The organism is Sporosarcina sp. FA15 (assembly GCF_051550195.1).
Taxonomy (GTDB): Bacteria; Bacillota; Bacilli; order Bacillales_A; family Planococcaceae; genus Sporosarcina; species Sporosarcina psychrophila.
On sequence record NZ_CP188818.1, the window covers coordinates 3,924,182 to 3,939,065 of the forward strand.

General features: G+C 39.3%; 14 protein-coding genes. 13 read left to right on the plus strand and 1 reads right to left on the minus strand.

Annotation, left to right across the window (positions count from 1 at the left end; all coding sequences use genetic code 11):
• Positions 1 to 33 precede the first annotated feature (33 nt).
• The 8 genes from ACP8HG_RS18600 (at position 34) to ACP8HG_RS18635 (ending at position 8,900) form a co-directional block, all read left to right on the plus strand.
• The gene (locus ACP8HG_RS18600; RefSeq protein ID WP_438297560.1) at positions 34 to 546 is read left to right on the plus strand and encodes a YcxB family protein; all 513 of its coding nucleotides are present in this window, start codon (positions 34 to 36) and stop codon (positions 544 to 546) included.
• Between the two features lie 797 nt (positions 547 to 1,343).
• Complete coding sequence (locus ACP8HG_RS18605) at positions 1,344 to 2,309, plus strand: LacI family DNA-binding transcriptional regulator (protein WP_187046477.1); 966 nt, start codon at positions 1,344 to 1,346, stop codon at positions 2,307 to 2,309.
• Between the two features lie 116 nt (positions 2,310 to 2,425).
• Entirely contained in the window at positions 2,426 to 3,367 is a 942-nt protein-coding gene (locus ACP8HG_RS18610) for an ABC transporter permease (protein WP_342539510.1), read from the plus strand.
• Positions 3,368 to 3,387: 20 nt separating this feature from the next.
• Entirely contained in the window at positions 3,388 to 4,263 is an 876-nt protein-coding gene (locus ACP8HG_RS18615; protein ID WP_187046479.1) for a carbohydrate ABC transporter permease, read from the plus strand.
• 18 nt (positions 4,264 to 4,281) lie between these two features.
• Positions 4,282 to 5,886, plus strand: coding sequence for an extracellular solute-binding protein (locus ACP8HG_RS18620; protein WP_187046480.1), 1,605 nt, complete (start codon positions 4,282 to 4,284; stop codon positions 5,884 to 5,886).
• Between the two features lie 18 nt (positions 5,887 to 5,904).
• A complete protein-coding gene (locus ACP8HG_RS18625) occupies positions 5,905 to 7,362 on the plus strand; it encodes a glycoside hydrolase family 32 protein (protein WP_187046481.1) in 1,458 nt (485 codons plus the stop codon).
• A 21-nt stretch (positions 7,363 to 7,383) separates the two neighbouring features.
• Entirely contained in the window at positions 7,384 to 8,253 is an 870-nt protein-coding gene (locus ACP8HG_RS18630) for an ROK family protein (protein WP_438297564.1), read from the plus strand.
• 44 nt (positions 8,254 to 8,297) lie between these two features.
• Entirely contained in the window at positions 8,298 to 8,900 is a 603-nt protein-coding gene (locus ACP8HG_RS18635; RefSeq protein ID WP_438297566.1) for a maltose acetyltransferase domain-containing protein, read from the plus strand.
• A 345-nt stretch (positions 8,901 to 9,245) separates the two neighbouring features.
• Here the strand turns inward: ACP8HG_RS18635 and ACP8HG_RS18640 are convergent, their stop codons facing one another.
• A complete protein-coding gene (locus tag ACP8HG_RS18640) occupies positions 9,246 to 9,875 on the minus strand; it encodes a hypothetical protein (protein ID WP_438297568.1) in 630 nt (209 codons plus the stop codon).
• A 77-nt stretch (positions 9,876 to 9,952) separates the two neighbouring features.
• Between ACP8HG_RS18640 and ACP8HG_RS18645 the strand changes: the two genes are divergently transcribed.
• From ACP8HG_RS18645 to ACP8HG_RS18665, 5 genes are all read left to right on the plus strand, one after another.
• Positions 9,953 to 10,099, plus strand: coding sequence for a hypothetical protein (locus ACP8HG_RS18645; RefSeq protein WP_438297570.1), 147 nt, complete (start codon positions 9,953 to 9,955; stop codon positions 10,097 to 10,099).
• Positions 10,100 to 10,156: 57 nt separating this feature from the next.
• A complete protein-coding gene (locus tag ACP8HG_RS18650; RefSeq protein ID WP_438297572.1) occupies positions 10,157 to 11,875 on the plus strand; it encodes a LytS/YhcK type 5TM receptor domain-containing protein in 1,719 nt (572 codons plus the stop codon).
• Positions 11,872 to 12,603 (plus strand): LytR/AlgR family response regulator transcription factor, encoded by a 732-nt coding sequence (locus ACP8HG_RS18655; RefSeq protein WP_342539517.1) that lies wholly within the window; start codon positions 11,872 to 11,874, stop codon positions 12,601 to 12,603. Before ACP8HG_RS18650 ends, ACP8HG_RS18655 begins: the two co-directional genes overlap by 4 nt.
• A gap of 257 nt (positions 12,604 to 12,860) precedes the next feature.
• Complete coding sequence (locus ACP8HG_RS18660) at positions 12,861 to 14,291, plus strand: carbon starvation CstA family protein (protein ID WP_187046485.1); 1,431 nt, start codon at positions 12,861 to 12,863, stop codon at positions 14,289 to 14,291.
• A 101-nt stretch (positions 14,292 to 14,392) separates the two neighbouring features.
• Positions 14,393 to 14,812 (plus strand): GyrI-like domain-containing protein, encoded by a 420-nt coding sequence (locus ACP8HG_RS18665; protein ID WP_338653882.1) that lies wholly within the window; start codon positions 14,393 to 14,395, stop codon positions 14,810 to 14,812.
• The last annotated feature ends 72 nt before the right edge of the window (positions 14,813 to 14,884 follow it).

Consider the following 14,884-nt stretch of genomic DNA (forward strand, 5'->3'; position numbering starts at 1 on the left):
GGAAAAGATGATTTAAAGAAAAAGGAGATTACAATGGAAATACACTACAAGTTAACTGAGGAAGATTACATACACTTCAATTTGTATCACATCAAAAATTCTAAAACTGGTAAGCGGGCGTTGGCGTTACAAAGGTTTATAACGCCATTATTCTTTATCATTATTTCCTATATTTACTCCTTGATAAGTGACATGTCGTTTCTACCGCTGTTTATCATTTTTTTAGTAACGAGTATTCTATGGGTTATGTTTTATCCGAAGTATTTTTATGGCCTCATTGCCCGTAATGCTAAGAAAATGATTAAAGAAGGTAACAATGATGGCCTAATAGGGAATCATCAACTGAAATTGATGGAAGAAGGATTAATGGATACGTCTTCAAATAAAGAAACAAAAGTAACTTGGTTAGGCATTACAAGTTTTCAAGAAGACGATGGATATTTCTTTCTTTACAATAGTTCAGTGAGTTCCTATATCCTGCCTAAAAGAGAGATAGATGATGTAGACGAAATGAGACAATATATCCAATCGAATTTAATGCAGTAAAAAAGCAATTGAAGAACTAAATGCATAGAAGTTTTTTTGAAGGGAGAATAAAAATACACCGAAAATGTATTCACTCTTTTAGCACTTTAATTTCTGCCTGCTGAAGTGAAAAGTATACATTTTTCGTACCGTCATTACGGTTTATCAAAGGTGGGACTTGGTTGAGAGCGGGTTATAGCATTTTAAGGGAAACTCATAGGAAAAGTTTCATACCTAAAGCAAATGATTACGGGTTAAAAGAAAGAGAGTTTGAAAACATTATCTTTTTTTAGAGAACAAAGGGTATCTAGAGAGAGTTTTAAGGATAAATGATGAATTCTCTCTAAATGCAGCCCGTTTAACTCAAAAAGGAATTGAGTTGTTGGAAGAACATAAAAAATACGAAGAATCATACCCAGGGCGGGAACAGTTAAAAGCGTGGGTGCAAATTGAAAAAGAGCTGTATTCCAAGGGGGCAGAAAAAAGGTGACAGGCACTCGTTCAGTCGTGAATGTTCAAACAATCCCATTTGTTTGAAATGACATGATTGTTTTAGTGCCAGTGCCTTTTTTAAAACTGAGCGAAGAAGCCTTCCAAGGGGGGCCTCCCACCATAGCGGATTCAATGGAATTCTTTATTTCAACCTATATAACGCAGCATAGACAAGAAAACCCGTCGATGAAGAAGGACGGGGTTTTTGCGTTTTATCTTACGACTTTGCTTGTAAATGGCTTCCTTGGCCCGTACTAAATAGTAATATATGCTAAGATGTAATTAATATTGGGAATAAATATACTTTATATATGAGGAGACATATTATGAAAGTTAAATTAGAAGATGTTGCGAAAGCAGCCGGGGTGTCCCCAACGACTGTATCTCGGGTATTGAATAATAGAGGTTACATTAGTGAGCTGACGAAGAAAAAAGTAGAGGACGCCATCGAAGAATTGGATTATTACCCGAATGACGTTGCAAGGTCTCTGTTCAAAAAGAGAACGAATTTTATCGGACTAATCGTTCCGACGGTTAGTAATCCTTTTTTTGGAGAATTATCGTTGTATATTGAAAATATCTGCTCATCTTTAGGGTATAAAATTATTCTTTGTAATAGTTCAGGGCAATTTGAAAAAGAGAAGGCTTATTCGACGATGCTGATTCGACATCAAGTAGACGGTATTCTTGTTTGTTCGTATAACCGGGGAATCGATACGTATAAGTATCCGAAGCTCCCGATTGTTGCGATTGACCATTACTTGGCACCGACAATACCTGTAGTCGGTTCTGATAATTATATGGGTGGAAAATTGGCGGTTCAGCATTTAATCGATCGAGGATGTCTGTCAATTATTCATATTAATGGTCCTCTTGAATTAGAAACCCCCACCCAATATAGAAGAAAAGCTTATGAGGATCTGGTCGATAATCCCGTTACATATGAACTGCAGTTTGATGAAGAAGATATTGTATTATCAATCAGAAAAATTTTATTGGAACGTCCCGAAACAGATGGTATATTCGCCAGTGATGATCTGATGGCGGCTGCTTGTTTGCAAGTTGCTAGAGAATTGAACATCCAAGTGCCTGAGCAACTAAAGGTCATCGGCTATGATGGAACGAAAACGACCAGAAGTTTATTACCTCAGCTCACGACAATTAAACAACCGATCGAGGAGATTGCTAAAACATCTGTGACAAAGTTGATGGATATGATTGATAACTCGGAACTTTCAGGTCCGTATGAAACGGTGTTGCCAGTTCAGCTATTAATCAATGAGACGACCTAATTTTCATGGGATTAGGTTTTTTTATTTTATTTTATGTCAAGCGGTTGACATATGAAAGCGGTTAACATAATATTAACTCACAAATCAAAAAATACTTAAGGGGGCTATGTATAGAGATGATTACTGATTCAAAAACAAACGTATCCCGTAAGAGAAAAAGTTTGTTTCAGTATATGAAACAAAACTATATGCTGTATTTATTTTTAGCTCCAGCGATTATTTTGACAATTATCTTTAAGTATATTCCAATGTACGGATCAATTATTGCCTTTAAAGATTTTAGTCCTATGAAAGGGATATGGGGAAGTGATTGGGTAGGGTTTGACCATTTCACAAAATTTTTAACGTCCCCCAACTTCGGAGACATTTTTATGAATACGCTTAAACTAAGTGTTTTCGGGTTAGTGTTAGGATTTCCGGTACCGATTATTCTGGCATTAATGTTGAATCAGGTGAAACGAGCATCCATTAAGAAAAATATTCAACTCATTCTGTATGCACCGAATTTTATCTCGGTTGTTGTTATTACAGGGATGCTATTTATCTTCTTGTCACCAACGGGACCTATTAATACGATTTTATCGTTTTTCATGGACAAGCCGATTTCGTTCATGTCTGATCCAGATGCATTTGTATCCATCTATATTCTTTCGGGTATTTGGCAAGGTGCAGGCTGGGCTTCTATCATTTATGTGGCAGCGCTTTCTAATGTGGATCCTCAGCTACATGATGCAGCAACCATTGATGGAGCATCATTGTTGCAAAGAGTAAAGCATATCGATCTTCCGACATTAAAACCTATGATGGCTGTTCTATTTATCCTGGCGGCAGGTGGAATCATGGGCATTGGATTTGAGAAAGCCTATTTGATGCAAACCGCCATGAATATTCCAACGTCTGAAATTATTGCAACCTATGTTTACAAAGTGGGGCTACAAGCCGGAGACTATGCATACTCATCGGCAGTTGGATTATTTAACTCCATTATCAATGTGATTTTGCTTATTTTTGTGAACTACGTAGTTAAAAAACTTAATGAAGGTGAAGGTCTTTATTAAAAGGGGGACAAGATAGAGATATGAATTATTCGAAAAAAGATCGATTTCTGCTCATGATAAATAAGTATTTCCTCATTATTGCGACGTTGATTATTCTGTTGCCTTTGCTCTATGTGCTGTTAGCCTCATTTTTAGAACCTAACGTTTTGCTAAGTAAAGGCATATCGTTCAATCCGGACGATTGGAGTGTGCAAGGCTATGTGAAAATTTTGCAAAACGAAGCGATTATTAGAGGGTTCTTTTACTCGATTCTGTACTCCGTTGGATTTGCTTTGGTGACAGTTATTGTTTCCATACTAGCTGCTTATCCATTATCGGTTGAGGGCTTTAGGGGTACGAAAGTCATTATGATTTTCTTCCTTATCACAATGTTTTTCAGTGGTGGTTTAATCCCGACGTATTTAGTGATCAAGGATCTAGGGATGTTAAATAGCATATGGGCTATTATTTTGCCAGGTGCGATTAGTGTCTGGAATATTATTTTAGCTAGAACATATTTCAAAGCCATTCCTAAGGAACTACAGGAAGCGGCAAAAATCGACGGGGCATCTGATTTACTTATATTCTTCAAGATTATTTTACCGCTATCTAAACCGATTATTTTTGTTCTTGCCTTATATGCCTTTGTAGGACAATGGAATTCTTATTTTGACGCCATGATTTACTTAGAGGATGCTAAATTGCATCCATTGCAATTGGTGTTACGTTCGATTCTTATCCAAAATGAAGTACAGCCTGGTATGATTGGCGATCAGCTTGCCATGGCAGAGTTGAAAAAGATGTCGGAAATGATTAAATACTCATCTATTATTCTTTCTAGTTTACCTCTAATCATTATGTATCCTTTCTTCCAGAAGTATTTTGAAAAAGGCGTAATGGTTGGTTCAATAAAATAAAAAAATGGGGGTTTTAGTATGAAAAAGAGCAACAAGGCACTATCAGCTTTACTCGTGACGGGATTATTATTTGCGGGATGTAGCAAAGATAGTGGCACGTCATCTGAAGCTTATGAGCTAAAAGATATCACATTTCCATTGGAAGAAGCAGTGAGCTTAAAATTCATGACACAAAGCTCACCTTTAGCACCGACAGACCCGAATGAAAAGCTAATTTACAAACGATTAGCAGAAAAGTCGGGTGTCAATATTGAATGGAAAAACTATACGACTGATTCATTTATTGAAAAGAGAAACTTGACGGTTGCGAGTGGTGATTTGCCAGATGCTATTCTAGACGCCGCTTACAGTGACTATGATCTTCAAAAATTAGGGAAGGATGGCACGATTATTCCCGTGGAAGATCTCATCGACCAGTATATGCCGAATTTGCAAAAGGTATTAGAAGCAAAACCGGAATACAGGTCTATGATTACGGCAACAGATGGCCATATCTACGCATTCCCTTGGATTGAGGAATTAGGAGCAGGTAAAGAAAACATTCACTCCATTGACACGTTTCCATGGATTAACGTGGATTGGCTAAACAACTTAGGATTGGACATGCCAACCAATGTAGAAGAGTTAAAAGAAGTGTTGCTAGCCTTCAAAGATGACGATCCAAACGGCAATGGACAAGCCGATGAAATCCCGCTTTCTTTCATCATTAACAAAGGTGGGGAGGATCTTGCATTTTTGTTCAATCCATTTGGCTTGGGGGATAATTGGGATCACACGGTCGTTTCCAACGACGGTGAAGTAATCTTTACAGCAGCAGACGAAGGTTACCGTGATGCCATGATGTACTTTGCGGACCTGTATAAAAATAACCTCATTGATGAAGAAGCTTTTGAACAAGACTTCAATACGTATGTGGCAAAAGGAAAAGACGAGAAATATGGTTTATATTTCACGTGGGATAAAGCGAACATTAGTGGCGACAACGATCACTATGAACTGATGCCTCCGCTTGCTGATGCTGAAGGTAATATCCATGTTGCGCGCACAAATGGCATGGGCTTTGACAGAGGGAAAATGGTTATCACAAGTGCCAATGAAAACTTAGAGTTAACAGCTAAATGGATTGACCAACTTTATGATCCTGTGCAATCTGTGCAAAATAACTGGGGAACTTATGGAGATACAGAGCAACAAAATATCTTTGAGTTTGACGAGAATACCAATAAGCTAAAACATCTTGCACTGGAAGGAACTGCCCCCGTTGAGCTAAGACAAAAAACAAATATTGGCGGACCATTGGCTATTCTTGATGAATACTATGGCACTGTTACGACAAAGCCAGATGACGCAATAGAAAGATTGGATTTAATGAAGGAAGTCATGTCACCGCATATGAATGCCGACAATATTTATCCGAAAGTATTTTTCTCTCTTGATGAGTTAAAAGAGCTATCGACAATCGAAGCAGATTTATTCGCTTATGTCCACAGAAAACGAGCGGAGTGGATTAAAAATGGAAAGGCAGAAGAAGAGTGGGGCGAGTATTTGGCGGAGCTAGATCGATTGAATTTCCCTACTTGGCTACAAATTAAACAAGATGGCTATGACCGAAATTCAAACTAACAGAGGAGGAAATAGTAATTGCCGACTTATAATCTTGAGAAGTATAGACCAACCTTGCACTTTGCACCACAGAAAAATTGGATGAATGATCCGAACGGAATGGTTTATTTTAAAGGTGAATATCATTTATTCTTTCAGCATAATCCAAATGATAGCATATGGGGTCCCATGCATTGGGGCCATGCTGTCAGTCGGGATATGATTGAATGGCAGGAATTGCCGATCGCCCTCTATCCAGATGAACTAGGGACCATTTTTTCAGGAAGTGCTGTAGTAGACTGGCATAATACAACGGGTCTTTTCCCGGATGAGCCAGGAATTGTAGCGATTTTTACGCATCATTTGGATAAGGCTGATGGAACGACGGCTATTCAAACGCAAAGTCTTGCCTATAGTCATGACCAAGGCCGAACATGGACGAAGTACGAAGGGAATCCTGTACTCGGGCACCCGACAAAAGTAGATTTTAGGGACCCGAAAGTGTTTTGGCATACTAAAACGGCAAAGTGGCTGATGACGTTAGCAACAGGACAAACGGTGACTTTTTACTCGTCACCGAATTTAATAGACTGGCAATTTGAAAGTGAGTTTGGGGATAATATTGGCTCCCATGATGGTGTTTGGGAATGTCCTGATCTATTTGAATTAGTCGTGGATAATAGTGAAGAGAAGAAGTGGGTGTTATTGGTCAGTATTGGGGACAACCCTCAATTTGATAGTGGCTCAAGAACGCAATACTTTGTAGGTTCTTTTGATGGCTCTACTTTTACAGCTGACCATCAAGAGATTCAATGGCTAGATTTTGGAAAAGACAATTATGCTGGTGTTAGTTTTTCAGATATTCCTACTGAGGATGGTCGAAGAATATATCTGGGCTGGATGAGTAATTGGCGCTATGCCAACGAAGTACCGACTGAGGGTTGGAGAAGCCAGATGACGTTGCCGAGAACGTTAGCGTTACAACATGTTGGAGATCAGCTACTGGTCGTTCAAAATCCCGTCAAGGAACTAGATTCATACTTTACGAAAGTTGTTGAAATTGACGATGTGCTAATCAACGGCGAAGAGACAAAAACGTTTGCGGTGGATAAGTCGAGTGTGGAGATTGTTTTAACGATTGATAATCATGATGCGAAGCAATTCGGTGTCGAGTTGTCCCATACGGAAAGCCAAAAAACGTTGCTAACGATAGATGCAGAGACGAATTATGTCACGTTGGATAGAAAGAATTCGGGAGAGATTACATTCTCGGAAAACTTTTCGAATCGCCAAGAGTTGAACCTGCAAGTTACAAATCAGATGAAATTGCGTATTATTGTAGATTCTTCTTCTATTGAAATATTCTTGAATGAGGGTGCTTATGCTGTAACGAGCCTGATTTATCCAGATAAGGTCTGTGAAGAGATTGCCCTATTCGCATCAGGTGGAGCTATCCAATTAACAAATAGCTATATTTCAGTATCTCACTCATTATAAGTATGGAGAGGAGAATGTATCTTGCTAGGTGCAATTGAAGCGGGTGGAACAAAGTTTGTCTGTGCTGTGGGGGATATGGATTTTAATGTAATTGAGCTGATTGAAATTCCAACAACAACCCCTACTATGACTATGGAGAAAGTTCAGGAATTCTTACAACAATTTGAGATTCAAGCATTAGGAGTGGGCTTATTCGGTCCGGCTGATATTAACCCGAACTCTGCAAGTTATGGTTGTATTACAACGACGCCTAAAGTACAATGGCAGCATTTTAATATCCTGTCTTCGTTAAAAGAGTACTTGGATGTCCCGATAGTGTTCGATACGGATGTCAATATTGCAGCATTGGGAGAGGCGGAGTTTGGAGCTGCTCAGGATGTTGATAGCTGTATCTATATCACGATTGGGACTGGAATCGGCGTGGGCGCGGTGAATAATGGCAAAATGCTGCATGGAATTAGTCATCCTGAGATGGGGCATGTCACGGTCAGAAGACATCCAGATGATCATTTCGAGGGCGGTTGTCTATTCCACCTAGATTGTTTGGAGGGACTAGCTTCTGGACCAGCGATAGAAAAAAGATGGAACCAGAAAGCTATGTTGCTTGAAGGTCGACCGGAAGTGTGGGAAATCGAAGGCTATTATATCGCTCAAGCGTTAATGACGTATATTCTAACGCTATCACCCGAAAGAATTATTCTAGGTGGTGGGGTCATGAGGCAAAGACAATTGTTGCCCGTTATTTACAAACATTTGCAGGCGATGAATAATCATTATTTGGTTTTCCCGCAGCTGGAGGACCAGATGGCTAATTATATTGTAACACCTGGCATTGAAGGGTTTTCGGCGATTAAAGGTGCATTTTATTTGGCGAAGGTTGAGTTGGAATAGGGAATCCTTTCGCTCAAATTTTATAGTAATAGGGGAGACCTACAATGAAAACAGAGAAAGAAAAAATGCTAGCTGGCGAATTGTATTGTCCCTCGGATCTTGAATTAACAAAAGAACGGGAAAACGCTCGTCGTTTAACGAGGTTATTTAATGGGACGATGGAAAATGAACATAGGGAACGGACTAAATTATTAAAAGAGCTATTTGGTTCAACTGGTAAGGAACTTAATATTGAGCCTAGCTTGCGTTGTGATTATGGATCTAATATTCATGTCGGTGATAACTTCTACGCTAATTTTGATAGCGTGTTTTTGGATGTATGTGAAATTAGGATTGGTGATAATTGTATGATTGCTCCCGGTGTACATATTTACACAGCTACACATCCAGTAAATCCATTGGAACGAATTTCGGGTGTAGAGTATGGCAAGCCAGTCACAATTGGTGATAATGTGTGGATTGGCGGGAGAGCTGTTATTAACCCTGGAATAACCATCGGAAATAATGTAGTGATCGCATCAGGAGCGATTGTGACAAAAGATGTACCGGATAATGTGATTGTAGGTGGGAACCCGGCGAAAATTATTAAAGAGATTGATGTAGAGGGACGCCTACTTAATTCAGCGGATTTTGAGAAAAGCGGGTAGATTCATAATACGAAGAAAAAATCGGTTAGAGAAATAATCATTTCTCTAACCGATTTTAATTTGCACAATATATTCAGCTTGGCAGACAACGATGGGCGAACACAAGAATCCCGTAACTGTTTGTCCAAGATTTAAAAGAGGTTTGAGTGCTGAACGTTGACCTTTAAACAGTAAAGAACTTTAATGCGTAAGTTTTACAGCTTTGAGATTTAAGCCTTGAGCTTTTATCATCATTACTTGTAGATTAAGTTGTAAGTTGGGTGTTGGTTTTACTTGTTCCCCAAAGAAATACCAACAAAAGAAGGGTCTTGTGGATATCGTTTTCGAATACTCATGCAAGGCTAGTTATACGTTAACTGTTGTAAGTGCATTCGATTCAGAAAGCACTGCGTCTACTTCTGCTTTGAAGTTTGTAATTTTTTCATCTAATGCTTCGATTCGTGTACTGATTTTGAGTGGATCGATTAAAATATATTCATTTCGTTCCATGAATGCCTTTGTATGTAGCTCAACTTCTTCTTTTTTTGCGTTTTCTTTGCTACCTAAAATAGCCGTTAAGTACTCTTCTAAGCGTTTTGGAAGGGACTCATTTTCTTTTGTGAGCTTGTTTATGGCTATTCTCCGGGCTTCAATCATGGAGGTCAGTAACTTTTCTTCATTTTCAATAGAGGTTTTACGCTCGATTGCTTTGGCAACAGTCATAGTTTCACCAGCGACGATTACTTCTGTCATTGCGTTCGATTGTACAATCGCATCTTTAATGTGGATGCGTCGTTCGATTAATGAAACGACTTTATCAAAACCTGATTGGATTGTTCTTTCGTAGTCTTCGATGGAAAGGCCTTTAATTTTTTGAGCAGATTTGCGGTCTGTTGCCACATGATCTGCTTCATTAATAGCTTTCGCAATGCGCTCGTTTAAGGTTTTTAATTCTGATAAAGCGCGATGGATCGACATTGTTTGCATAGTCGTCATTTAATCATCCTCCATAATGGCTTTGTTTATGAAAGTATACCATAAATAACCAGTATTGACAGTGAGGAAGTGGATAGATGACATTGGTAGTTTTGGACAAGGTTTGTGAAATTATCCTCGGTTATTTACAGGGAACGGTGTTGCTTTTGCTAATCATAAACTCACTCCCTGCTTTATTAAAAACTGAAAATAAAGATATGTATACAAGTGAGTTTAAAGTATAATTTAGGGAATGTTCTTTTTAAATTGGGGGGATTTCGCTGTTAGACTTGCTTGTCATAATGTTGGAAAGAGTGGGTATGATTGTAGCAGTTGCCTTCATTTTAACTCGTTTTCAGTTCTTTAAAGATTTGGTTCATCATGACAAATTGAATCGCAAGCAGGAGCTTACGGCGATTTTGTTTTTTGGTTTTTTCGGTATTGTGGGTACGTATTTTGGGGTTGCGCTTAATATGAATACACTGCATTTTAATAGTGTTGCAACGGTATTGACTTCGGATGAGGCAATTGCGAACTCGCGTGTTATTGGCGTTGTTGTTGCGGGTTTGTTAGGTGGCTATCGTGTGGGGATTGGGGCTGGACTGATTGCCGGTATTCATCGCATGACCTTGGGTGGGTTTACTGCAATCTCTTGCGGTCTGTCAACAATCGTTGCAGGCGTGGTGGCTGGTGCTTTTTATCGGAAGGGGAAAGCACTTAAACCGCTTACCGTTTTTGGCATTGGTGCACTTGCGGAAGCCATGCAGATGAGCATGATTCTGTTGATTTCCAAACCGTTTGAGAAAGCGTTCACTTTGGTTGAGGTAATCGGCGTGCCGATGATTCTGGCCAATGGTGTCGGTACGGCCCTTTTTCTGTTGATCGTCCATAATGTCATCAGTGAACAGGAGAAAGTGACGGCAATGCAGGCCCAGAAAACGCTGCGCATTGCGAACCAGACACTCGGCTACTTGAGAACTGGCATGAACACTGACACCGCGCAAGCTGTCTGCACGATTTTATTCCGTGAATTACAACCCAGTGCGGTCGCCATGACTAATAAAACGGATATCCTTGCCCATGTTGGAATAGCGAGTGATCATCACAAGGTAGGCAGCCCGATTCGTACGGATGAAACAAAAGATGTCATTCGTCATGGCAAATTGGTTGTTGTCAATGATGGTACCATCCATTGTGATTATCCGGGCTGTCGATTAGGAGCAACAGTAATTGCTCCCCTCATAAGGCGTGGAGAAACGATTGGGACACTAAAACTGTATTATCCATCTGAAAAAGTGATTACGGATGTCAGCATCGAACTGATTGCCGGACTGAGTTCACTATTAAGTAACCAATTAGAAATTGCGGAAACCGATCGTGCGTATCAGTTGGCAAAAGAAGCGGAAATCAAGGCATTGCAGGCTCAGATTAGTCCTCACTTTTTATTTAATTCTCTAAATATGATTATGTCCTTGATTCGCACGGATCCCGATCAGGCGCGAAAGTTACTGACGTCTTTGTCTTACTTTTTACGGCAAAACGTGACAGGTACAACGGCAATTCAAATATCCCTAGAACAAGAACTATCGCATGTAAAATCATATTTGGAAGTTATAGAAGCAAGATTTGTAGATAGACTGACGATTTTGTATGATGTCGATGACAATCTATTGGATGAAAAGATTCCCCCTTTCACATTGCAGCCAATTGTTGAGAATGCGATTCACCATGGCATTAATGATATGGAGAAAAACAGTATCATCAAAATGACCGTGCATAATGTAGGTACAGAAATCGAAATCAGAGTGGAAGACAATGGGAAAGGAATCACTCCTGAACGGATTGCGATTTTGGGCTCGGCCCAGATTGAGTCTGAAACTGGAACTGGAGTGGGGCTATTCAATGTCAATCGCCGCTTAATGATGACGTTTGGTGACCAAGCCGCATTATCAATCAAGAGTGAACGAAATGAGGGGACAACAATTTCGTTTCGTATTCCCAAATTGGAGGTAGGCGTGTGATACGAACAATCCGTACCTTAGTCGTAGATGATGAACGATATGCCCGTGAAGAATTAACATATTTACTCAGCAAATTTCCCGATGTGCAAGTGGTGGGGGAGGCAGAAAGTGGAGAGGCTGCCATATTAAAAACAGTGCAGTTAATGCCAGACGTCGTTTTTTTGGATGTGGAGATGCCCAAAATGAATGGGGTTGAGGTAGCTAAAGTACTGGTAGAATTAAAAAAAGTCCCGCTTATCATTTTTGCAACCGCTTATCCCCAATTTGCAGCGGAAGCGTTTCGAATTAATGCCATTGATTATTTATTAAAACCGTATGATGAAGAGCAGTTGAAGCAAACGATTCATCGGATTGAAAAAATAGTGTATCCATCTCTACCACCTGATACCGCAGAAAAACTTGGAAAATTGGCAGTAGAAGCAGGTGGCGAGATTGATTATATTCTTCCACAAGATATTTTGTATATGTATCGGGATGAAAAAGTGACCAAAATCATTACTCGAACGGATAACTATGAAATACGGACAACATTAAAAGAACTTGAAAGTCGATTGGTACCGTTTTCATTTTTTAGGATTCATAAAGGCTACCTCGTTAATTTGATATATGTCAGCCGATTGACGCCCTGGTTTAACGGTGCTTATCGGCTTGAACTGGAAGGTCTGGATGAGAAACTTTCCGTCAGTAGAAATTATGTGAAGAATTTGCGGGAAAGGTTGGAATTATGATTTTCAACTGATTCTAATTCTTGTTAGCTATAATCACCGCGTGAAAGTCTGAAGTGGTTTAACTTGTTAATTCATTATATACCTGTTGAGCCTCCTTGTTTGCCTGTTATTCTGCCAAACTAGCATGTTACGCCGAAAAGCTTCTATTTCAGAAAAATTGCCATAGACTGAATATATGGGATTACATTCTGAAAAGGGGAATGAAGAGTAGGCAGTGTGGCACGGTAGATTTAACAAAAGTGAATAGGGGTGTATAAATGATTACATTTTTTAGCGCAATTGTACTGTTAGTTGTCGGATATTTTACGTACGGAAAATTCATTGAAAAGATTTTTGATCCTGCTGATGCTCGAAAGACACCTGCTTATGCAAATGCAGATGGCATTGACTATGTGCCGATGAATAAACATAAAAATGCGTTAATCCAACTCCTGAATATAGCAGGAACAGGCCCGATTTTTGGACCTATTATGGGTGCTTTATTTGGACCAGTTGCGTTCTTGTGGATTGTTTTTGGAGCGATTTTTGCTGGGGCAGTGCATGACTATTTAACGGGCATGATTTCAATTCGGAATAAAGGGGCACATATTCCGGAATTGGCAGGGAAATTCTTGGGTAACGTTTCTAAACATATTGTAAACGTTTTCGCTTTGTTACTCCTTCTATTAGTTGGGACTGTATTTGTCACGACTCCAGCATCGTTATTAAGTTTATTATTAAATGGCAAAGTAGCTATATGGATTTTGATAACTGTCATTTTTATTTATTATTTCCTATCTACAATTCTTCCGATTGATAAAATAATTGGTAGACTATACCCGTATTTTGGTGCTGTTCTGTTGATCGGAACAGTTGGGGTCGGAGGCGCTTTGCTATTCTCGGATTATACGATTCCGGAATTGACATTAGCCAATTTGCATCCAGATAATGTACCGATTTTCCCAATTCTTTTCTTCACTATTACTTGTGGTGCTTTATCTGGATTTCATGCGACACAATCACCAATTATTTCTCGAACAGTGCAAAAAGAATCACAGGGACGTTATGTATTTTATGGCATGATGATTACTGAAGCTGTTATTGCGATGATCTGGGCAGCTGCAGCGATGAGTATGTTGGATGGGCAAACATTAAGCGAATTCATCAAAACAGGTACGCCTTCCTCTGTTGTCAATGAAGTATCCATGACATTATTAGGAGCTGTTGGTGGAACGATTGCTGTATTAGGTGCTGTTGTACTACCCATTACGTCAGGGGATACAGCGTTCCGTGCCGCACGATCTATTATTGCTGATTACTTGAAGATTGATCAGAAAAAATTAGTGAAACGTTTAATGATTGCTGTTCCTTTGTTTGTTGTATCTGCTTTATTAACACAAATTGACTTCAACCTGTTATGGAGATACTTCTCTTGGGCAAACCAAGCGACTGCCGCTATCGCATTATGGATAGCGACCATGTATCTATTTATTAAAGGGAAGAACTACTTTGTGTCGTTAGTACCCGCGTTGTTTATCACCTATATGGTATTCGTTTATATCTTAAATCAAAAGATCGGATTTAATTTAGATTTAAAATTATCGTTTATAGTTGGGATTGTGTTAACTGCTATTTTGGCGGTGATGTTCTTTGTGAAAGCTAAGAAAAATAAAGCAAATAAGATAGAGACAGATGTAATTATTGAATAAGGATAAAAAGATGGACTCAATTGAGTTCATCTTTTTTATGGACAGCAAAAATTCCTCTGATTGAATTATCATTGTATAGTTGAATAAAGGAGGAGATTCACATGGAAACACGCGTCATTGAAGTTGAGGAGTTCAATGTTAAAGGGTATGGATTGAAAGGACCGCTGTCAGAAATTCCGGGTAAATGGGATGTGCTGAATATGGAACTTGCCGAGAACGGAATCGTTGCAGAAGAATCATTTGGACTTTGCTTAGCGATGAAAGATGGGGAAATTCACTACATCGCCGGCGTCAAATCGAATCTTGCCAAAGGATTGCAGAATACAGAAGAAGCTGTGGTCCCAGCTGGCAAGTTCGTCGTTGCAAAGGTAGAAGGTGGAGTCCACGCGATACCAACCGCGTTTAATGCACTTATGAAAACGGATGGTATTCAACTGCGAAATTGTTTTAGTTTTGAACGATATGTTCATCCTGAAGGTTCGAACGGGTATGACATTGAGGTTTGGCTACCGATTGAGTGATAGAAAAAAAGGTAACGAATTGTGTGTAATGAAGAGATTACGGTTCAGTCCGTGGATCTCTTTTTTATTGTT

What these genes read in the sequence shown, in the direction of transcription:
- ACP8HG_RS18620 (WP_187046480.1), top strand. Translation starts at nt 4,282, where the DNA reads ATGAAAAAGAGCAACAAGGCACTATCAGCTTTACTCGTGACGGGATTA.
- ACP8HG_RS18660 (WP_187046485.1), top strand. Translation starts at nt 12,861, where the DNA reads ATGATTACATTTTTTAGCGCAATTGTACTGTTAGTTGTCGGATATTTT.
- ACP8HG_RS18645 (WP_438297570.1), top strand. Translation starts at nt 9,953, where the DNA reads ATGACATTGGTAGTTTTGGACAAGGTTTGTGAAATTATCCTCGGTTAT.
- ACP8HG_RS18635 (WP_438297566.1), top strand. Translation starts at nt 8,298, where the DNA reads ATGAAAACAGAGAAAGAAAAAATGCTAGCTGGCGAATTGTATTGTCCC.
- ACP8HG_RS18605 (WP_187046477.1), top strand. Translation starts at nt 1,344, where the DNA reads ATGAAAGTTAAATTAGAAGATGTTGCGAAAGCAGCCGGGGTGTCCCCA.
- ACP8HG_RS18665 (WP_338653882.1), top strand. Translation starts at nt 14,393, where the DNA reads ATGGAAACACGCGTCATTGAAGTTGAGGAGTTCAATGTTAAAGGGTAT.
- ACP8HG_RS18610 (WP_342539510.1), top strand. Translation starts at nt 2,426, where the DNA reads ATGATTACTGATTCAAAAACAAACGTATCCCGTAAGAGAAAAAGTTTG.
- ACP8HG_RS18650 (WP_438297572.1), top strand. Translation starts at nt 10,157, where the DNA reads ATGTTGGAAAGAGTGGGTATGATTGTAGCAGTTGCCTTCATTTTAACT.
- ACP8HG_RS18600 (WP_438297560.1), top strand. Translation starts at nt 34, where the DNA reads ATGGAAATACACTACAAGTTAACTGAGGAAGATTACATACACTTCAAT.
- ACP8HG_RS18640 (WP_438297568.1), bottom strand. Translation starts at nt 9,875, where the DNA reads ATGACGACTATGCAAACAATGTCGATCCATCGCGCTTTATCAGAATTA.
- ACP8HG_RS18615 (WP_187046479.1), top strand. Translation starts at nt 3,388, where the DNA reads ATGAATTATTCGAAAAAAGATCGATTTCTGCTCATGATAAATAAGTAT.